The organism is Salmonella sp. 741265073_HBA, assembly GCF_046569105.1.
Classification (GTDB): Bacteria; Pseudomonadota; Gammaproteobacteria; order Enterobacterales; family Enterobacteriaceae; genus Salmonella; species Salmonella enterica.
Genome location: NZ_JBKFRY010000001.1, coordinates 471,056 through 489,547, shown reverse-complemented (window position 1 = coordinate 489,547; position 18,492 = coordinate 471,056). Strand labels below are relative to the sequence as shown.

General features: G+C 52.8%; 20 protein-coding genes. 11 read left to right on the top strand and 9 right to left on the bottom strand.

Annotated elements, in window-relative coordinates; all coding sequences use genetic code 11:
* Positions 1 to 2 precede the first annotated feature (2 nt).
* The 7 genes from ACLD3P_RS02515 to clcB all read left to right on the top strand — a co-directional run bounded on the left by ACLD3P_RS02515 (position 3) and on the right by clcB (position 6,693).
* The gene (locus tag ACLD3P_RS02515; RefSeq protein ID WP_000534698.1) at positions 3 to 860 is read left to right on the top strand and encodes a dimethyl sulfoxide reductase anchor subunit family protein; all 858 of its coding nucleotides are present in this window, start codon (positions 3 to 5) and stop codon (positions 858 to 860) included.
* A gap of 42 nt (positions 861 to 902) precedes the next feature.
* On the top strand, positions 903 to 1,517 hold the full coding sequence (dmsD, locus tag ACLD3P_RS02510; RefSeq protein WP_000206573.1) for a Tat proofreading chaperone DmsD: 615 nt from the start codon (positions 903 to 905) through the stop codon (positions 1,515 to 1,517).
* A gap of 304 nt (positions 1,518 to 1,821) precedes the next feature.
* The gene (gene osmY / locus ACLD3P_RS02505) at positions 1,822 to 2,532 is read left to right on the top strand and encodes an osmoprotectant ABC transporter permease OsmY (RefSeq protein ID WP_000557304.1); all 711 of its coding nucleotides are present in this window, start codon (positions 1,822 to 1,824) and stop codon (positions 2,530 to 2,532) included.
* 28 nt (positions 2,533 to 2,560) lie between these two features.
* Positions 2,561 to 3,463, top strand: coding sequence for an osmoprotectant ABC transporter substrate-binding protein OsmX (gene osmX, locus ACLD3P_RS02500; protein WP_024159217.1), 903 nt, complete (start codon positions 2,561 to 2,563; stop codon positions 3,461 to 3,463).
* Between the two features lie 9 nt (positions 3,464 to 3,472).
* A complete protein-coding gene (osmW, locus tag ACLD3P_RS02495; protein WP_000379677.1) occupies positions 3,473 to 4,120 on the top strand; it encodes an osmoprotectant ABC transporter permease OsmW in 648 nt (215 codons plus the stop codon).
* A complete protein-coding gene (osmV, locus tag ACLD3P_RS02490; protein WP_411006372.1) occupies positions 4,120 to 5,268 on the top strand; it encodes an osmoprotectant ABC transporter ATP-binding protein OsmV in 1,149 nt (382 codons plus the stop codon). The genes osmW and osmV overlap by 1 nt, the downstream gene beginning before the upstream one ends.
* Before the next feature lie 135 nt (positions 5,269 to 5,403).
* Positions 5,404 to 6,693 carry a voltage-gated ClC-type chloride channel ClcB gene (gene clcB / locus ACLD3P_RS02485; RefSeq protein WP_076935209.1) on the top strand — a complete coding sequence of 430 codons (1,290 nt, stop codon included), beginning with the start codon at positions 5,404 to 5,406 and terminating at the stop codon, positions 6,691 to 6,693.
* Here clcB and bioD read toward each other — a convergent pair.
* The 3 genes from bioD to ACLD3P_RS02470 form a co-directional block, all read right to left on the bottom strand.
* Positions 6,649 to 7,344 (bottom strand): dethiobiotin synthase, encoded by a 696-nt coding sequence (bioD, locus tag ACLD3P_RS02480; RefSeq protein ID WP_000919233.1) that lies wholly within the window; start codon positions 7,342 to 7,344, stop codon positions 6,649 to 6,651. The genes clcB and bioD overlap by 45 nt on opposite strands.
* Before the next feature lie 125 nt (positions 7,345 to 7,469).
* Positions 7,470 to 8,690, bottom strand: a complete 1,221-nt coding sequence (gene mlc / locus ACLD3P_RS02475; RefSeq protein WP_411006371.1) for a sugar metabolism global transcriptional regulator Mlc — start codon at positions 8,688 to 8,690, stop codon at positions 7,470 to 7,472.
* A 127-nt stretch (positions 8,691 to 8,817) separates the two neighbouring features.
* Entirely contained in the window at positions 8,818 to 9,717 is a 900-nt protein-coding gene (locus ACLD3P_RS02470; protein ID WP_001019577.1) for a LysR family transcriptional regulator, read from the bottom strand.
* 119 nt (positions 9,718 to 9,836) lie between these two features.
* On the opposite strand from ACLD3P_RS02470, the gene ACLD3P_RS02465 reads away from it, so the two are divergent.
* Positions 9,837 to 11,090, top strand: a complete 1,254-nt coding sequence (locus tag ACLD3P_RS02465; RefSeq protein ID WP_000091796.1) for an MFS transporter — start codon at positions 9,837 to 9,839, stop codon at positions 11,088 to 11,090.
* 66 nt (positions 11,091 to 11,156) lie between these two features.
* Here ACLD3P_RS02465 and ACLD3P_RS02460 read toward each other — a convergent pair whose 3' ends face one another.
* The gene (locus ACLD3P_RS02460) at positions 11,157 to 11,249 is read right to left on the bottom strand and encodes a KPN_01571 family protein (protein ID WP_001068154.1); all 93 of its coding nucleotides are present in this window, start codon (positions 11,247 to 11,249) and stop codon (positions 11,157 to 11,159) included.
* A gap of 235 nt (positions 11,250 to 11,484) precedes the next feature.
* Here ACLD3P_RS02460 and asr point away from each other — a divergent pair, with 235 nt between their 5' ends.
* The gene (gene asr, locus ACLD3P_RS02455) at positions 11,485 to 11,733 is read left to right on the top strand and encodes an acid resistance repetitive basic protein Asr (RefSeq protein WP_000756314.1); all 249 of its coding nucleotides are present in this window, start codon (positions 11,485 to 11,487) and stop codon (positions 11,731 to 11,733) included.
* A gap of 268 nt (positions 11,734 to 12,001) precedes the next feature.
* Entirely contained in the window at positions 12,002 to 12,823 is an 822-nt protein-coding gene (locus ACLD3P_RS02450; RefSeq protein ID WP_411006370.1) for a trypsin-like serine peptidase, read from the top strand.
* A gap of 34 nt (positions 12,824 to 12,857) precedes the next feature.
* Here ACLD3P_RS02450 and mdtI read toward each other — a convergent pair whose 3' ends face one another.
* From mdtI to ACLD3P_RS02435, 3 genes are all read right to left on the bottom strand, one after another.
* Positions 12,858 to 13,187 (bottom strand): multidrug/spermidine efflux SMR transporter subunit MdtI, encoded by a 330-nt coding sequence (gene mdtI, locus ACLD3P_RS02445; protein ID WP_001183821.1) that lies wholly within the window; start codon positions 13,185 to 13,187, stop codon positions 12,858 to 12,860.
* Positions 13,174 to 13,536, bottom strand: a complete 363-nt coding sequence (gene mdtJ / locus ACLD3P_RS02440) for a multidrug/spermidine efflux SMR transporter subunit MdtJ (RefSeq protein WP_000500277.1) — start codon at positions 13,534 to 13,536, stop codon at positions 13,174 to 13,176. The genes mdtI and mdtJ overlap by 14 nt, the downstream gene beginning before the upstream one ends.
* A gap of 111 nt (positions 13,537 to 13,647) precedes the next feature.
* Complete coding sequence (locus ACLD3P_RS02435; RefSeq protein WP_000198592.1) at positions 13,648 to 13,785, bottom strand: hypothetical protein; 138 nt, start codon at positions 13,783 to 13,785, stop codon at positions 13,648 to 13,650.
* Between the two features lie 168 nt (positions 13,786 to 13,953).
* Here ACLD3P_RS02435 and ACLD3P_RS02430 point away from each other — a divergent pair, with 168 nt between their 5' ends.
* Complete coding sequence (locus ACLD3P_RS02430; protein ID WP_001118268.1) at positions 13,954 to 14,988, top strand: AI-2E family transporter; 1,035 nt, start codon at positions 13,954 to 13,956, stop codon at positions 14,986 to 14,988.
* A gap of 174 nt (positions 14,989 to 15,162) precedes the next feature.
* Here ACLD3P_RS02430 and pntB read toward each other — a convergent pair whose 3' ends face one another.
* Positions 15,163 to 16,551 (bottom strand): Re/Si-specific NAD(P)(+) transhydrogenase subunit beta, encoded by a 1,389-nt coding sequence (gene pntB, locus ACLD3P_RS02425; protein ID WP_000014056.1) that lies wholly within the window; start codon positions 16,549 to 16,551, stop codon positions 15,163 to 15,165.
* A 10-nt stretch (positions 16,552 to 16,561) separates the two neighbouring features.
* Positions 16,562 to 18,091, bottom strand: a complete 1,530-nt coding sequence (gene pntA, locus ACLD3P_RS02420) for a Re/Si-specific NAD(P)(+) transhydrogenase subunit alpha (protein WP_058216760.1) — start codon at positions 18,089 to 18,091, stop codon at positions 16,562 to 16,564.
* Positions 18,092 to 18,492: the final 401 nt, after the last annotated feature.

Here is an 18,492-nt window from a genome sequence, read left to right as displayed (position 1 = left end):
AGATGGGAAGTGGATGGCATGAATGGCCGTTGATGATCTTCACGGTCTTTGGTCAGTGCGTGGTCGGCGCGTTAATCGTTAGCGGACTGGGCTGGCTGACGGCAAAAGACGATACCATCGCCCGTCAGCGCATCGTGCGTAGCATGTTTTTTCTGTGGCTGGTGATGGGACTGGGATTCCTCGCGTCGATTATGCATCTCGGCTCGCCGATGCGCGCGTTTAACTCGCTTAACCGCGTAGGCGCTTCCGCACTGAGTAATGAAATCGCCGCAGGATCGGTGTTCTTTGCCGTAGGCGGCATCTGGTGGCTGGTGGCGGTACTCGGTAAAATGCCCCCGGCGCTGGGTAAAGTGTGGCTGCTGGTCAGTATGGCGCTCGGCGTTGCATTCATCTGGGCAATGACGCTCGTTTATCAGATAGATACCGTGCCAACCTGGTATAATGGCTACACCACGCTGGCCTTTTTCCTCACGGCATTCCTGTGCGGCCCGGTGTTTGCGGCGCTACTGCTACGCATCGCGCGCGTCCCATTTTGCAGCGTGACGTTTGCCAGTATTAGCGGCCTGGCGTTGGTGGTGTGCGTGGCGGTCATCGTATTACAAGGGCTGTCTCTCTCAACCATTCACAGTTCCGTGCAACAGGCCAGCCATCTCGCACCGGATTACGGTATGCTACAGGTCTGGCGCATTGTCTTGCTTGCTGCCGGATTAGGCTGCTGGCTATGTCCACTAATCCGTCGCCGCGAACCGCATACCGTTGGTTTGCTGCTCGGTGTCGTACTGGTGCTGGCAGGCGAAATTATTGGCCGCGGACTTTTTTATGGCCTGCATATGACCGTAGGTATGGCCGTCGCAGGTTAATTTATGCGTGCGGGGCGACCCGCACCTTTCGGGATTGTTTGAATGACCACTTTTTTACAACGTGATGATTTTTCAGTAACGGCGCGTGTTCTTGGCGCGTTGTTTTATTATTCGCCGGAAAGCCACGAAACCGCTCCTCTGGTTCAGGCGCTATTAACCGACGACTGGCAGGCGCAGTGGCCGCTTGATGCCGAGGCGCTTGCGCCTGTGGCGGCTATGTTTAAGACCCATAGCGAAGAGTCGTTGCCACAGGCCTGGCAGCGTCTGTTTATCGGCCCTTACGCTCTGCCGTCTCCGCCGTGGGGTTCCGTCTGGCTGGATCGTGAGAGCGTATTATTTGGCGATTCTACATTGGCGCTACGTCAGTGGATGCGCGAAAACGGAATTCAGTTTGAAATGCAGCAAAACGAGCCAGAAGATCATTTTGGGTCGCTGTTGCTGCTGGCGGCCTGGCTTGCCGAGAATGGCCGTCATCATGAATGCGAACAACTCCTGGCCTGGCATCTGTTTCCGTGGTCGTCCCGCTTTCTGGACGTATTTATCGATCATGCCGGGCATCCGTTTTATCAGGCGTTGGGGCAACTGGCGCGTCTGACGCTGGCGCAATGGCAAGCTCAACTCATTATTCCCGTCGCTGTAAAACCGTTATTCCGTTAATCCCCACAAAAGGCAGGATTTTACCTGCCTTTTCTCCCATTGCGGCCTATTTTTATCTACAAAAAGTGACAACGTCACACCACGCTTCTATTTTTAAGATAATTCTTTATCGTGAATGTTCACCCTAAGCCGCATAAGGGCAAAACATAATTGTTAATAGATGTTTAACAGTGTTAAACATCACGCTCCGCTGGAATCCTTCCCAACCTGTTGCTATAGCTCAAAGCACCCTGCCGGAACATGGCATAACAACACGCGACTCTTAACGTCGCCATAACACATGCAAACAGGGAGACACACCGCAATGCACACCCTCACCCTAAAACGCGTACTTGGGTTCACTATCGTCATTTTGCTGTTACTGGCGCTGTTTATCTGGGGAATCGGTCTGGAGACGCTGAAAGCGCGTCAGGTCGATCTGCTGTATCTCGGACAACGGCATTTGATGCTGGTCTTTACGTCCATGTTTTTTGCTTTACTGGTCGGTATCCCGAGCGGGATTTTACTCAGCCGACCTGCGGCAAAAGGATTTGCTGAATATGTCATGCAAATCTTTAATGTTGGTAATACCTTGCCGCCGCTAGCCGTTCTGGCCTTAGCGATGGTGATTATCGGGATCGGCGATACCCCCGCTATTGTCGCGCTATTTCTGGCCTCCCTTCTGCCTATCGTCCGCAATACCTATGCAGGCCTCTGTTCCGTCCCCGCCTCACTGATTGAAGCGGCGAACGGGATTGGGATGACAAAATGGCAGCGGCTTCGCCAGGTAGAGCTACCTAATGCGTGGCCAGTGATGCTGTCCGGTATTCGCATCGCGACCGCCATCAATGTCGGCACCGCGCCGCTGGCCTTTCTGATCGGCGCCAGCAGCTACGGCGAGCTGATTTTCCCGGGGATTTATCTCAACGATTTTCCGACGTTGATCCTCGGCGCAACGGCCACGGCATTATTCGCGCTGATTCTTGACACTCTGCTTGCCTGGTTTGGGCGACGCCTTAGCCCTCATACCGTCTGAACGCATAAATAACAATAAGGAGCGTTAAATGAGATTCAAAAAACACCTGTTGGGATGGCTTGCCGCAACGCTGTTGTTCAGTAGCCAGACGCAGGCCGCGCCGCTGGTTCTCGCCACCAAAAGCTTTACCGAGCAGCATATTCTTTCCGCTATGACCGTTCAGTATTTGCAGAAGAAAGGCTTTCAGGTTCAGCCGCAAACCAATATCGCCGCGGTGATTTCACGTAATGCGATGGTGAATAAACAAATTGATATTACCTGGGAATACACCGGTACATCGCTGATTATTTTCAACCGTATCGATAAGCGCATGAGTCCACAGGAAACCTACGACACGGTAAAACGCCTGGATGCGAAGCTGGGCCTGGTATGGCTCAAACCGGCTGACATGAACAATACTTACGCGTTCGCGATGCAGCGTAAACGCGCCGAGTCGGAAAATATCACCACCATATCGCAAATGGTGACAAAAATCGAACAGGTCCGGCAGAACGATCCTGACCACAACTGGATGCTCGGTCTCGATCTGGAATTTGCCGGGCGCAGCGATGGGATGAAGCCCCTTCAGCAAGCCTACCAAATGCAGCTCGATCGCCCACAAATACGACAGATGGACCCAGGGCTGGTCTATAACGCCGTTCGGGATGGGCTGGTTGACGCCGGGCTGGTATATACCACCGACGGACGGGTGAAAGGGTTTGATCTGAAAGTGCTGGAAGACGATAAAGGCTTCTTCCCAAGTTACGCTGTCACGCCAGTGGTGCGTAAAGAGGTGCTGGAAGCCAATCCTGGCCTTGATGACGCCTTAAACACCCTTTCCGGCCTGCTCAATAACGATGTGATATCGACCCTAAACGCCCAGGTCGATATCGAACATCGCACGCCGCAACAGGTAGCCCATCAATTTTTGCAGGACAAAGGTCTGCTGTAAGGAGCGCCTATGGATACGATACATTATATGCTGGATAACGCAGGCTATCTCGCCAGCCTTACCTTTCAGCATCTCTGGCTGGTCGCGCTGGCCGTCGGTCTGGCGATTATCATCGGCGTACCGTTAGGCGTTTTGATTGTACGCCACAAATGGCTGGCAACGCCGGTATTGGGCGCCGCCACGCTACTTCTTACCATTCCGTCTATCGCGCTGTTTGGGTTAATGATCCCGCTCTTTTCGCTGATCGGGCATGGTATTGGCGTTCTGCCCGCCGTGACGGCTGTTTTTCTCTACTCTTTACTGCCGATTGTGCGTAATACCCATACTGCGCTTGATAGTTTGCCGCCCGGTCTGCGTGAAGCGGGACGCGGCATCGGTATGACTTTCTGGCAACGGCTGCGCTGGGTCGAAATCCCAATGGCCCTACCGGTTATTTTCGGGGGTATCCGCACCGCGGTAGTGATGAATATCGGCGTGATGGCGATTGCCGCGGTGATCGGCGCTGGCGGTCTGGGGCTGCTACTGTTAAACGGCATTAGCGGCAGCGATATTCGCATGTTAATTGCCGGCGCGCTGATGATCTGTCTACTGGCGATTGTGCTTGACTGGCTGTTGCATCGTCTGCAAGTCGTACTGACACCTAAGGGGATACGATAATGATAAAACTGGAAAATCTCACCAAACAATTTGTACAGAAAAAGGGTCAGCCGCTAAAAGCCGTCGACAACGTCAACCTGAACGTGCCGGAAGGCGAAATGTGCGTCTTACTCGGTCCCTCCGGCTGCGGCAAAACCACCACGTTAAAGATGATCAACCGGCTGATCGCGCCCAGCAGCGGTAATATTCTTATCAACGGCGAGAATACCAACGATATGGATACGGTAACGCTACGCCGCAATATTGGGTATGTTATCCAACAGATCGGCCTCTTTCCTAATATGACGATTGAAGAAAATATTACCGTTGTGCCGCGCATGTTGGGTTGGGACAAAGCGCGCTGCAAGCAACGCGCCGAAGAGTTGATGGACATGGTGGCGCTGGATGCCAGAAAATTTCTGCATCGCTATCCAAAGGAGATGTCCGGGGGACAGCAACAGCGTATTGGCGTGATCCGCGCTCTGGCCGCCGATCCGCCGGTACTGCTGATGGATGAGCCCTTCGGCGCGGTGGACCCCATTAACCGCGAAGTGATCCAGAACCAGTTTCTGGATATGCAGCGTAAGCTAAAAAAGACCGTAATGCTGGTCAGCCATGATATCGACGAAGCGCTAAAGCTCGGCGACCGTATCGCCGTGTTCCGTCAGGGGCGAATTGTACAGTGCGCCAGTCCTGATGAACTGCTGGCCAAACCGGCTAACGAGTTTATCGGGTCGTTTGTCGGTCAGGACAGAACGTTAAAGCGTTTGCTACTGGTCTCCGCAGGCGATGTGACCGACCAACAGCCAACCATTACCGCGCGGCCTTCCACGCCGTTAAGCGAGGCGTTCGGCATTATGGATGATCACGATATTCGCGCCATTACCGTCATTGACAACGACGGTAAGCCACTGGGATTTGTGAAGCGACGGGAAGCGCGGAACGCCAGCGGAATCTGCGCCGATATCACCCATCCTTTCCGTATTACGGGCAAAGCGGAAGATAACCTGCGTATTGTGCTGTCCAGATTGTACGAAAGTAATACCAGCTGGATGCCGATCGTTGATGAAGACGGACGCTATAACGGTGAAATCTCTCAGGATTACATCGCCGATTATCTCAGCTCAGGCCGCACTCGTCGGGCGCTAAATATTCACGAAAGCAGCTAACGTTGCCGCCGGATGGCCTCTCGCTATCCGGCAATATCATTATTGTACGCAATATTATATCGCACATAGTGCTTTTGCGTCTGACGCCATTTCCCCGCAGAATAGGCTATCCTGAAACTCCCTGTTTACCTGCTCATGCATCGTTTACACGCTTACCCGGATCTGCGCGCGATGTTTCGTCGCCTGCTGATCGCTACGCTCATTGGTATTCTCGCGGCGCTGGCTGTCGCCGCCTTCCGTCATGCGATGCAATTGCTGGAGTGGATTTTCCTGAGTAATGACACCGGCAGTCTGGTGAATGCGGCTGAGGGGCTTTCGCCCTGGCGACGGCTGATTACGCCAGCGCTTGGCGGCCTGGCCGCTGGTCTGTTGCTGTGGGGGTGGCAAAAAATGAACCAACAGCGCCCCCATGCGCCCACTGACTATATGGAAGCATTGCAAACCGACGGGCAATTTGACGTTGGCGCCAGTCTGGTGAAATCGCTGGCCTCGCTGCTGGTCGTGGTCAGCGGCAGCGCAATTGGTCGCGAAGGCGCAATGATCCTCCTCGCCTCGCTGGCGGCATCCAGCTTTGCCCGACGCTTCACGCCGCGTGAGGAATGGAAATTATGGATCGCCAGCGGCGCCGCTGCGGGCATGGCGGGCGCTTACCATGCGCCGCTGGCGGGCAGCCTGTTTATCGCGGAAATCCTGTTCGGTACCTTAATGCTGGCTTCCCTCGGCCCGGTTGTCGTTTCCGCCGTCATCGCCCTGCTAACCACCCATGTATTAAACGGTAGCGATTCACTACTCTATACCGTGCATCTGACCGTTGATCTCCACGCGCGGGAGTACGTCATGATAGTCAGTACCGGCCTGGTCGCTGGTCTGTGCGGCCCATTGCTGATGTGGCTGATGACGGCCAGCCATAATAGTTTCTTACGTTTAAAACTGTCGCCGCCCTGGCAACTGGCGCTGGGCGGGCTTATTGTCGGATTACTGTCGTTACTCACGCCCACGGTATGGGGAAACGGCTATAGCGTCGTACAATCATTTTTGCTCTCTCCGCCGCTATTCTCGCTGATTGGCGGAATTTTTGTGTGCAAAATCCTGGCGGTGCTCGCCAGCAGCGGGTCTGGCGCGCCGGGCGGCGTCTTTACGCCAACATTATTTGTCGGATTATCAATTGGAATGTTTCTGGGTCGGATATGGGGATTCTGGCTGCCAGGCTCGAATGAAATAGCAATTTTATTGGGGCTGGCGGGTATGGCGACGCTACTGGCGGCGACAACCCATGCGCCGATAATGTCCACCCTGATGATTTGTGAAATGACCGGCGAGTATCAGTTACTCCCCGGTCTGCTGATTGCCTGTGTAGTCGCGTCAGTGCTCTCGCGAACGTTACGCCATGATTCTATCTACCGCCAGCACGCTGCCGAGCATTGACAAACGAATATACTGCCCCAGCTCACGCTGCTCGGCGCGCGGCAGGTACGGTAACTCGCCAATCAGCGGCGCTGGCAGTTTTTTCCCAAGCACATCAATAATTTCAGCATAATGCGCCAGGCCAGGATTGATACGATTCGCCACCCAGCCAATTAATGGCAGTCCATCGTTAGCGACAGCTTGCGCAGTCAGTAGCGCATGATTAATGCACCCCTCCTGAATCCCTACCACCATCAATACCGGTAACTGTTCCTGTACCACCCATTCGGACAATGGACGTAAATCATTCATCAAACTACGCCAACCGCCAGTACCCTCCACAACCACGTGGTCCACTTTATCGCTCAGGCTCGCCAGGCCGTTGGACAGCAAGGTGTAATTTATAGGACAGCTATGCGCGACGCTGCTTTCTTCTTCGCTTAACGCGATCGGATTAATCGCCTCATACGGCAACTCCAGCGAAGAAACGCTTTGCAATACCAGCGCATCTTTGTTGCGCATTCCTTCTGCAGTCTCTTTGCTCCCTTTAGCGACAGGTTTATACCCTGCGACGCTCTTACCACTCGACGCTAACGCTTGTAGTAATGCGCGGGAAACCACCGTCTTCCCAACAGAAGTGTCTGTACCTGTAATAAAGAAACGCTTCAGCATCACTAACTCCACCGTTATGCTTCGAAAATATAAGCCAGGAAAATAATACAGTGGAGAAAGTCTAAGATATGGCAAGGGCAATCAGCTTGAGTTAGCGCAAATTTTTGTACAACAGTTAAAAAATGTTAACCCTGTAATAGACGAATCAACAAAGAGCCGTTATACATCGCGTCTTTTACCAACGCCGCCCCGGCCATCGTGCCCTGGTTGGTAAACTGCGTGCTTTCCACTACCGTATTCCTACTGTAGGCGGGCAGCGCCTGCTGACGGATACTGTCAGCAATGGCCGGAAAAAGGATATCAGCCGCTTTACTTAGCGGCGAACCAATAAGAATTTTTTGCGGATTAAATAAATTCACCATGATAGCCAGAATGCGTCCGACATGCGTGCCAACGCCGCTAATAATATCTTTTGCTAATAGATCTCCCTGCATCGCCGCCTGACACAGTGAATCTACCGTTAACGGCTGGCCGTGCAACATTGAACTCATCGACTGATTAAGCCGAAGCTGCGTAAGTTCCAGCACGCTATCGACGCTGGCGATGGTCTCCAGACAGCCATGATTACCGCAATAACAGCGCTTACCATAAGGATCGACCTGGGTATGCCCAATCTCTACCAGACTGCTACTGCCCGCATGAAGCAAATGACCGTCGGTGATAACGCCCGCCCCCACATTATGATCAATCACCACCTGGATAACGTCGCGCGCGCCGCGTGAGGCGCCAAAAAGCGCCTCTGCCATCGTCCAGGCGCTAATATCATGCTGGATGTAAACCGGTACGCCGGTGTGCCGCTCCAGCGCATCTCCCAAAGGCATCTCTTTGACATCTTCGTAATACGGCATCCGGTGCACAACGCCGTTTTCGGTATCGATAATGCCCGGTAACGTAATGGCAATGGAGGTCAGACGCTCCAGTTTCTGCTGATGGCGGGTAAAAAACCGATCAACGTGCGTAATAATTCGCTCAAGCAACGGAGTGGCTTCGGTTAACGGCAGCGACAGACACTCTTCTACCACCAGTTTGCTGCTAAGATCGCGTAGCGCAAGGAAAATTTCGCCACGGCTAATACGAATAGATAAATAGTGCCAGGCTTCCGTTTCCACCATCAGCCCGACGGCGGGACGTCCACGACTGCCCGCCTCTTTAATTTCAAGTTCCTGAACCAAATGCGCTTCCAGCATTTCGCGAACAATTTTCGTAATACTGGCAGGCGCCAACTGCGCCAGACGAGACAGGTCAATTCGCGATACCGGTCCGAGCTGATCAATCAGGCGATACACTGCGCCAGCATTGGTCTGCTTAATTTGATCGATATGCCCAGGCTGACTATCAGCAACCACCGCTCACTCCCTTTATTTTCGCGCTCCGAAATAATCTGTGTGCTATGGTGAAACACTTCAATACTCGCCGTCAACTTTTTGCTTAGCCGTGTGATTAACTGCACATTTTCACCCTTTTTAAGCGTAATTAATCCCGTCGGGCAGCCAGTAATAGCAGTTGGCAAAACCGCTGTACGGCATGACTCTGTTCATGATGCTTCGGCCATACCAGCCACATTTCAGATACGGCGTCCTCTTCTGCCAGGGGAACCCAGCGCATCTCGCTCATCTGTACACGCTTAAAGGATGCCGGCAGAATCGAGACGCCCAGTCCCGCCGCCACCAGACCGATAATAGTCATTGCCTCGCCAACCTCCTGCGTGATAGTCGGCGACAGGTTATAGCGCCGCATCAAGCCGAGAATATCGTCGTAGAGGCCCGTCCCGACATGCGGATCGAAAAAGACGAAAGGTTCTTCCGCCAGTTCTGTCAGACTGACGACCGGCTTTTGCGCCAGCCGATGTTCGCGCGGGATCATGGCCATAAGCGGCTCATGCAAAATCACCTCGCGATTAAGTGTGTCGGGCAGCGGCGTATTCCGCAGCAAGCCAATATCCAGTACGCCTTCGTTGAGCGGCGCGATTTGCTCACGCGTATTCATTTCACGCGTTTGCATATGCACTCCCGGATAGGACTGGCGGAACAGCGAAAAGGTATGCGATACCGCCCGAATAAAAGGCGCTGAAGACGTAAAGCCAATACGGATTTCTCCCGCTTCGCCCTGATGCAACCGCTCGGCGCGAGCGGCGGCGTCGTTTACCAGACTCAGGATGTGTCGGCTATCCACCAGAAACTGTCGCCCGGCGGCGGTTAACGCTACGCTGCGGTTGGTCCGCGCCAGTAATCGCGCGCCGACCTGCTGCTCCAGAATTTGTATCTGCTGACTCAGCGGCGGCTGCGAGATATTGAGGCGCGCGGCGGCGCGACCAAAATGCAGCTCTTCTGCTACCGCCACAAAGTAACGTAAATGACGTAATTCGATATTCATATTTTTAACGTCTTATTTGAGACAATTAATATATTAGACAGAATATTTTGCTTTTTCTATGCTTTACATGTCGGTTATACCCGTCTCCTGTTGACGGAGATGTAAAGCAAGGATTTAACGTGAGTCGTACAACTATTCTCGATGACGCCACGGCGAGCGATATCGATGAACAACGCCATTCTCAGCCGGTTCAATTTATTAAACGCGGTACAGCGCCTTTCATGCGCGTCACGCTGGCCCTTTTTTCCGCAGGCCTGGCGACTTTCGCGCTCCTTTATTGCGTTCAGCCTATACTACCGGTACTTTCCCAGGAGTTTGGCGTCTCCCCCGCCAGCAGCAGCGTTTCACTTTCTATTTCTACCGCCATGCTGGCTATCGGCTTGCTTTTTACCGGCCCGCTTTCTGATGCGATAGGCCGTAAACCGGTGATGGTCACCGCGTTGTTATTAGCCTCCTGCTGCACATTGTTATCAACCATGATGACCAGTTGGCATGGTATTCTGATTATGCGCGCGCTGATCGGTCTGTCGTTAAGCGGCGTCGCCGCGGTGGGAATGACCTACCTGAGCGAAGAAATCCATCCCAGCTTTGTCGCTTTCTCTATGGGGCTTTATATTAGCGGTAATTCCATCGGCGGGATGAGCGGGCGTTTATTAAGCGGCGTCATGACCGACTTTTTTAACTGGCGCATCGCGCTGGCGGCCATCGGATGCTTTGCGCTTGCGTCCGCGCTGATGTTCTGGAAGATTTTACCCGCCTCGCAACATTTCCGTCCCACGTCGCTACGGCCTAAAACGCTATTTATTAATTTCCGTCTCCACTGGCGCGATCGGGGGTTACCTCTGCTGTTTGCAGAAGGTTTTTTACTGATGGGCGCGTTCGTCACCCTGTTTAACTACATTGGTTATCGCCTGATGCTCTCCCCCTGGGAATTAAGCCAGGCTGTGGTCGGACTGTTATCCGTAGCCTATCTCACCGGCACATGGAGCTCGCCGAAAGCTGGCGCAATGACCTCACGCTATGGCCGGGGGCCGGTGATGCTGTTCTCTACCGCAGTAATGCTGGGTGGGCTTTTACTGACGCTTTTTACCTCGCTTTGGCTGATTTTTGCCGGGATGCTGCTTTTTTCCGCCGGCTTTTTCGCCGCGCACTCCGTGGCCAGTAGTTGGATTGGCCCGCGTGCGCGTCGGGCGAAGGGACAGGCCTCGTCACTTTATCTTTTCAGCTATTATCTGGGGTCCAGTATCGCCGGGACGCTAGGCGGCGTATTCTGGCATAGTTACGGCTGGAACGGCGTAGGCGGTTTTATCGCGCTAATGCTGGTGCTGGCCATCCTGGTCGGGACGCGGTTACATCATCGTCTTCACGCCTGAAAAGAAATAATCCGGCGATAGCAACGTGCGCTATCGCCGGGCTAGTTTCACGCCACGACTCACTGTTTACCACAGACCTGTCAGGCTTGATACGCCCATAACTTCTCTGATTGCATCCAGCGCCAGAAGCGTAAATACCACCCAGATTATCGGATTCATATACGGTGCGCCTGTTATTCTGGAGGGCGGATATTACCGACTCTGCGGCCAGAAATAACGGCCGGTAACGTAAAGCTACCTATTATGGTGGGGGCTGACATCGCGTTACCGGGGGATTGTACATAACGTTACATGCCGAAACCAATCACTCACGGAAGCCTTTTGATAACAGCGATATAGTCATTTCACCGGCCCCGCAGTGGGGTTGAATGAAAACCAAATCGAGGGTATCAAAATGAAAAAAGTATTAGCTCTGGTTGTTGCCGCTGCAATGGGTCTATCTTCCGCAGCATTCGCGGCTGAGACTGCAACGCCTGCGAAAACCGCAGCGCCTGCCAAAACAACCCAGACCACCCAGCACCACAAAAAACAGCATAAAAAAACCGTTGAGCAAAAAGCGCAGGCGGCTAAAAAGCACCAGAAAAAAGGTGGTAAAGCGCCAGCCAAAACCACGTCAAAACCAACTACTCAACCGGCTGCGTAAGTCGTAACATGCTGCGGCGCGCCCCCGCGCCCGTTTTTACGGCGCTAAATTGTTCTGGTTTAGCGCCGCCTTCCGGGAGGGCAAAAAAGTGTCTCGCTACCGCTTTGAGCTCATTCTTATCGTGCTTATTTTATGCGCCGTTATTGCCACGCATTTCTATCTTTCCTGAGTGTAGTTATCTGATTTTACTCCCACTTTCTTACCGTCACGTCTATAGTAGTACTGAGGGTTTGTTGTTAATAATCATAATTACCCACCAGAGTGTGATATGCATAAAACCATTGCTGTATTACTGGGCATAGTGTGTTTTTTACCGGTTATGGCGAAAGCCGGGGGGGCTGAAACAGACGCCACGGATGCCAGCGACGTCAAAACGCTTTTTTTTAACCATGACGATCGGGTGCCCGTCGCCGAACCTACCCAATCGCCGTGGGATGCCATCGGGCAACTAGAGACCGCCAGCGGTAATTTGTGTACGGCAACGCTTATCTCCCCGCATATCGCCCTGACAGCAGGTCACTGCCTGCTAACGCCTCCGAAAGGAAAACCAGACAAAGCGGTTGCGCTGCGTTTTGTGGCGCGAAAAGGAGTATGGCGCTATGAAATCCACGGCATTGAAGGCCGCGTTGAACCGTCGCTGGGCCGACGTCTGAAAGCGGATGGCGATGGCTGGATTGTGCCGCCTGCCGCGGCAAGCTGGGATTTTGGTCTGGTAATATTGCGCTACCCACCTTCCGGTATCACGCCAGTGCCTTTATTTACCGGCGATAAAGCGGCGCTCACTGCGGCGTTGAAAGCCGCAGACCGAAAAGTCACGCAGTCCGGTTATCCGGAAGATCATCTGAATGCGCTTTATTCCCATCAGGATTGCGTCGTGACCGGCTGGGCGCAGAATGCCGTACTCTCACACCAGTGCGACACGTTACCTGGCGACAGCGGCTCGCCGCTCTTATTGCACACGGATAGCGGATGGCAGCTCATTGGCGTACAAAGCTCCGCTCCTGCGGCTAAAGATCGCTGGCGCGCCGATAACCGCGCCATATCCGTCACCGGCTTTCGCGATAAGCTGAAAGCTCTGGCGCAGGATTAATGCGGGAATCGCTGCCTGACCGGCAGCGATCGTCTCAGGCAAATTTGATCATGACCATTCCGGCGAGCAGCAATATCACGCCAACCCAGCCTTTGGGATTTAAGCGCTGGCCGAAGAGCACCCAGCCCGCCGCCAGCGTGGCGGCAATACCAAAACCGCCCCATAGCGCATACGCCACCGACAGGTCTATCCCTTTAACCGCCTGGGAAAGCGCGCTGAAGGCGGCCAGAACAGCGGCAAGCGATAAGATGCCATAGCATTTACGGCGAAAGCCGTCCGAAAATTTCAACAGTACGTTAGCCGCGATTTCCAGCATTATTGCCAGCCCAAGCCAGGCGCCGTGTATCCATTCAAATTGTTGCACGAGCCGCCTCCTTCACCGGTTTGCCGGGTTTACGCGTCCCTGATTTGATCAATACGATGCCGGCGACCAGCGTCAGCAAGCCGGCAATCTTCATGGTTGATAATGCTTCATCAAATAGCAGCACGCTAAAAATGGTAATAAATAAAATGCCGATCCCTTCCCATAAGGCATACGCTACACCCAGGGCAATCTTTTTTACCGCAAAAGAAAGAAATATATATGACAGCGTGATCATCACCAGCATTAAAATAAAACCCGCATTGCCATTACCCACGCTAGCCCATTTCATTGAGAGCGTGCCGGTAATTTCAGTCGCGATAGCCAGAGCTAATAAAATCCAGTAAAACATGACACTTCTCCTGCATGAGAATATACTCTTTCGAGTCTGCTGCACGCAGCAAACTAAAAAATAAAATCAGTTAGCACAGCGCGTTGCGCCAGCTCAGGCAGAAGTGAGAGACTAAAGCGCGTTACGCCAGTGCTGCTCGCCGATAAGCAGGAAAAAGGAGGTAGAGTGAAGATGCGTTTGCGTGGAGAAAAAAGCGCTGAACATATTGTCCATAATATTACAATTATCCGCAGTGTTGCTTCTCGTCATCGCGGATGATAATTGTCCTCGGTAGTTGAACACGCTTGATTTGTATCATAAGCCAGGAATTAACTCAAAATATTTTCACTTCTTTACCTGAAGTGTTTGATTTTAACCAGAACAGGTCGACCGACATCACATTATTATTCGAGTCGGCATCAGAAAACAGGGACTGATATGGCAAAACCGATCATCACGCTCAATGGTCTAAAAATCGTCATTATGCTGGGAATGCTGGTGGTTATTCTGAGCGGTATCCGCTTCGCCGCAGATATCATTGTTCCCTTTATTTTGGCGTTATTTATTGCAGTCGTTCTCAATCCCGTTGTGCAACGGATGACCCGATGCCGAATTCCGCGCGTTATCGCCGTATCATTGCTCATTGTGATTATTGTTATGTTAATGGTACTGCTACTGGCCTATTTGGGGACATCATTAAATGAACTGGCTCGTACCCTACCGCAATATCGCTCCTCATTGGTGATACCGTTGCAACGTATTGAACCGTGGTTACAGCGAGCAGGCATTGGCGTGTCGGTTGATGAGCTGGCGAAATATATCGATCCAAACGCCGCCATGACTCTGGTAACGAACCTGCTCACCCAGCTGTCTAATGCCATGTCGTCCATCTTTTTATTGTTATTGACCGTGGTATTTATGCTGCTGGAGGTTCCACAATTGCCTGAAAAACTGCAGCAGATGATGAGCCGTCCGGTGGAAGGCATGGCGGCAATTCAACGCGCGCTTGATAGCGTTTCCCATTATCTGGTGTTAAAAACAGCGATCAGTATCGTGACGGGGCTGGTCGCATGGGGAATGCTGGCCGCGCTGGATGTCCGCTTCGCCTTTGTCTGGGGTCTACTGGCCTTCGCGCTGAACTATATTCCTAATATTGGATCGGTGCTCGCTGCCCTGCCGCCCATTATTCAGGTGCTGGTATTTAACGGGTTTTATGATGCGCTGCTGGTGCTGGCAGGCTATCTGCTGATTAATCTGGTCTTCGGCAATATCCTTGAGCCACGTATCATGGGACGTGGTTTAGGCCTTTCGACCTTAGTGGTATTTTTGTCGTTAATTTTCTGGGGCTGGCTATTAGGTCCGGTGGGCATGTTGCTCTCCGTTCCGTTAACCATCATTGTCAAAATCGCCCTCGAACAGACCACCGGCGGGCAGAGTATCGCCGTTCTGCTTAGCGATTTAAACAAAAGATAAAATGCAATATATACACAAAATCATTCAAGATGCCTCGCGGCGGCAAGGGAAGAAATCCCCGGGAGCATAGATAACGATGTGACCGGGGTTTCTGAGCGCAGCCAACAAAGAGGCAGCTTAAAGGATGAAGTTTATAAAAACGGCCTCCGAAGAGGCCGCCGCACGTTTAAAAGATTAAAGCGCTTTCAGAATTGCATCCACGCTGGCTTTGGCATCGCCAAACAGCATTTGCGTATTCTCTTTAAAGAACAGCGGGTTCTGCACACCAGCATAACCAGTATTCATTGAACGCTTAAAGACCACGACATTCTGTGCTTTCCACACTTCGAGAACCGGCATACCGGCGATCGGGCTGCGGGGATCGTCTTGCGCCGCCGGGTTCACCGTATCGTTCGCGCCAATCACCAGCACGGTATCGGTATCGGCGAAATCATCATTGATTTCGTCCATTTCCAGCACGATGTCATAAGGCACTTTCGCCTCCGCCAACAGCACGTTCATATGACCGGGCAAACGCCCTGCCACCGGATGAATGCCGAAACGCACGTTGATACCGCGCGCACGCAGTTTTTCGGTGATTTCCGCTACCGGATACTGCGCCTGCGCCACCGCCATCCCGTACCCCGGCGTAATAATGACGGAGTGGGAGTTTTTCAGCATCTCAGCGGTCTCTTCCGCCGTGATTTCGCGATGTTCGCCAGCTTCCTGATCGTCGCCCGTTGAGGAGCCGTCAGTACCGAACCCACCAGCAATAACGCTGATGAAAGAGCGGTTCATCGCTTTACACATAATGTAAGACAGGATCGCGCCTGACGAACCGACCAGCGCGCCGGTCACAATCAGCAAATCGTTGCTCAACATGAAGCCAGCCGCCGCGGCAGCCCAACCGGAATAGGAGTTCAGCATTGAAACAACCACCGGCATGTCCGCCCCGCCGATAGAGGCGACCAGATGCCAACCAAACGCCAGCGCGATAATGGTCATCAGCAGCAGCGCCAGAACCTGTAGACCCACGCTTTCGGTGCGGACAAAAACCAGCAGCAACAGGAAAGAAACAACCAGCGCCGCCAGGTTCATTTTGTGACGGTTAGGCAACATCAACGGCTTAGAAGAAATTTTGCCGCGCAGTTTACCAAACGCTACGATCGATCCAGTGAAAGTGACTGCGCCAATAAAGATACCGAGGAAGACTTCGGTCAGATGGATATTCACCAGCACCGGCGCCAGACTGGCGTCATGGTACAGATAGCTGTTAAAGCCAACCAGTACCGCCGCCAGGCCCACGAAACTGTGCAGAATCGCGACCAGCTCCGGCATCTCGGTCATCTCAACTTTTTTCGCCATGCGGATGCCAATCGCGCCGCCAATAATCATGGCGACCAGAATCCATGCCACGTTGCCGGTATCCGGCCCAAAAATGGTCGCCAGCAACGCGATCGCCATCCCGGCAATACCGAAGTTATTCCCCTGGCGGGACGTTTCATGCTTTGAAAGCCCGGCAAGACTGAAAATAAACAGGATCGCGGCAACAATGTATGCAGCTGTAACTAATCCTCCAGACATGTGTTACCCCTTAGTTTTTCCGGAACATTTTCAGCATACGCTGAGTCACGGTGAAGCCACCGAAAATATTAATGCTGGCGATAAGCACCGCGATAAAGCTCAGGAAGCTGACCCAGCCGCCCTGACCAATTTGCAATAATGCCCCGACAACAATAATCCCTGAAATTGCGTTGGTCACCGACATTAATGGCGTATGAAGCGCATGAGACACGTTCCACACCACGTAATAACCAACCACGCAGGCGAGCGCAAACACGGTAAAATGGCCGAGGAACTCTTTTGGCGCGACATCGGCCAGCCAGCCAAAAAGAATGATCGCCAGCGCCATTAACGCATACTTCCGCCAGGGTGAAGCGGGCTTTTCCGGCTCTTTTGGCGCAGGTACTGCTTTAGGCGCGGCCTGTGGCTGCGCGGAAACCTGGATTGGCGGCGCAGGCCAGGTAATGTCGCCGTCGCGAATCACCGTCACGCCACGGATCACGACATCGTCAAAATCCACGTCAATATTGCCGTCTTTCTCTTTGCACAGCAGCTTCAGCAGGTTAACCAGGTTGGTGCCATAAAGCTGGGATGACTGCGTCGGCAAACGCCCCGGTAGATCGGTGTAGCCAATCACTTTCACGCCATTGTCCGTCGTCACAACCTGATTGGCGACGGTATATTCGCAGTTACCGCCATTCTGCGCGGCCAGGTCGACAATCACGCTGCCGGCCTTCATAGAATCGACCATATCGCGGGTAATCAGCTTCGGCGCAGGTTTGCCCGGAATCAACGCGGTGGTAACAATGATATCGACTTCTTTGGCCTGGGCGGCAAAGAGCGCCATTTCCGCTTTGATAAACGCCTCGGACATCACTTTGGCGTAACCATCGCCGCTACCGGCTTCCTCTTTAAAATCCAGTTCGAGGAACTCAGCCCCCATACTCTGGACCTGCTCTTTGACTTCAGGACGAGTGTCAAACGCGCGGACAATCGCCCCCAGGCTGTTTGCCGCGCCGATAGCCGCAAGACCGGCTACGCCCGCGCCAATCACCATCACCTTCGCCGGCGGCACTTTCCCGGCGGCAGTGATTTGCCCGGTAAAGAAGCGCCCAAATTCATGCGCGGCCTCTACAATGGCGCGATAACCCGCGATATTCGCCATTGAGCTTAACGCGTCGAGCGACTGCGCGCGGGAAATACGCGGCACGGAGTCCATCGCCATCACCGTGACCTTACGTTCGGCAAGTTTCTCCATTAACCCAGGATTTTGCGCAGGCCAGATAAAACTGACCAGCGTAGTCCCGGGGTTCAGTAAAGCGATTTCATCTTCTTCAGGCGCATTAACCTTGAGAATAATTTCCGACTGCCAGATAGCATTGCCGTCTACAATATCCGCGCCAGCCTGCGCAAACGCTTTGTCGTCAAAACTTGCCAGTTGACCCGCCCCGCTTTCGATAGCGACGCTAAACCCCAGCTTCAGTAGCTGCTCTACCGTTTTCGGCGTCGCAGCGACACGGGTTTCATTGGGTAACCGCTCTTTTGGTATGCCAATTCGCATAAATGTTCCCTTCCATCGGTATTTTTGATGATGGTTTGTCAGTAAGCGCGAGAAGCGTACGCCTGCCCGCGTTTGAGGTAAATGTTACCCCTGCAGAATAAAACCGTTACAAACTCTCTATAACCTACTGAAAATAACGCCTGTGATCTAGCGCCAAAAAACAGAATTTTTTATCAAATTTGCAAAACATGAACGATTCAGCCGCTAAGCAGCCATAATGCCTTGAAAATGGCCTGCGAGGGCTGATAATTCGCTCAAATTTGACAGTAAAACATCATTAAACCTCTGTCGATATCAAGAAATTAACATTAAATTAACTTATTAAATTCATGCGCTTCATTAGCTTAGCCGCCCGGACGCCGTTTTTTTCGACATATCGGTAAATGTTATCATCAAAGATA

What these genes read in the sequence shown, in the direction of transcription:
- pntA (WP_058216760.1), bottom strand. Translation starts at nt 18,091, where the DNA reads ATGCGAATTGGCATACCAAAAGAGCGGTTACCCAATGAAACCCGTGTC.
- ACLD3P_RS02450 (WP_411006370.1), top strand. Translation starts at nt 12,002, where the DNA reads ATGCATAAAACCATTGCTGTATTACTGGGCATAGTGTGTTTTTTACCG.
- clcB (WP_076935209.1), top strand. Translation starts at nt 5,404, where the DNA reads ATGCATCGTTTACACGCTTACCCGGATCTGCGCGCGATGTTTCGTCGC.
- asr (WP_000756314.1), top strand. Translation starts at nt 11,485, where the DNA reads ATGAAAAAAGTATTAGCTCTGGTTGTTGCCGCTGCAATGGGTCTATCT.
- osmW (WP_000379677.1), top strand. Translation starts at nt 3,473, where the DNA reads ATGGATACGATACATTATATGCTGGATAACGCAGGCTATCTCGCCAGC.
- ACLD3P_RS02430 (WP_001118268.1), top strand. Translation starts at nt 13,954, where the DNA reads ATGGCAAAACCGATCATCACGCTCAATGGTCTAAAAATCGTCATTATG.
- osmV (WP_411006372.1), top strand. Translation starts at nt 4,120, where the DNA reads ATGATAAAACTGGAAAATCTCACCAAACAATTTGTACAGAAAAAGGGT.
- ACLD3P_RS02460 (WP_001068154.1), bottom strand. Translation starts at nt 11,249, where the DNA reads ATGAATCCGATAATCTGGGTGGTATTTACGCTTCTGGCGCTGGATGCA.
- ACLD3P_RS02515 (WP_000534698.1), top strand. Translation starts at nt 3, where the DNA reads ATGGGAAGTGGATGGCATGAATGGCCGTTGATGATCTTCACGGTCTTT.
- dmsD (WP_000206573.1), top strand. Translation starts at nt 903, where the DNA reads ATGACCACTTTTTTACAACGTGATGATTTTTCAGTAACGGCGCGTGTT.
- ACLD3P_RS02435 (WP_000198592.1), bottom strand. Translation starts at nt 13,785, where the DNA reads ATGACGAGAAGCAACACTGCGGATAATTGTAATATTATGGACAATATG.
- osmY (WP_000557304.1), top strand. Translation starts at nt 1,822, where the DNA reads ATGCACACCCTCACCCTAAAACGCGTACTTGGGTTCACTATCGTCATT.
- bioD (WP_000919233.1), bottom strand. Translation starts at nt 7,344, where the DNA reads ATGCTGAAGCGTTTCTTTATTACAGGTACAGACACTTCTGTTGGGAAG.
- osmX (WP_024159217.1), top strand. Translation starts at nt 2,561, where the DNA reads ATGAGATTCAAAAAACACCTGTTGGGATGGCTTGCCGCAACGCTGTTG.
- ACLD3P_RS02470 (WP_001019577.1), bottom strand. Translation starts at nt 9,717, where the DNA reads ATGAATATCGAATTACGTCATTTACGTTACTTTGTGGCGGTAGCAGAA.
- pntB (WP_000014056.1), bottom strand. Translation starts at nt 16,551, where the DNA reads ATGTCTGGAGGATTAGTTACAGCTGCATACATTGTTGCCGCGATCCTG.
- mdtJ (WP_000500277.1), bottom strand. Translation starts at nt 13,536, where the DNA reads ATGTTTTACTGGATTTTATTAGCTCTGGCTATCGCGACTGAAATTACC.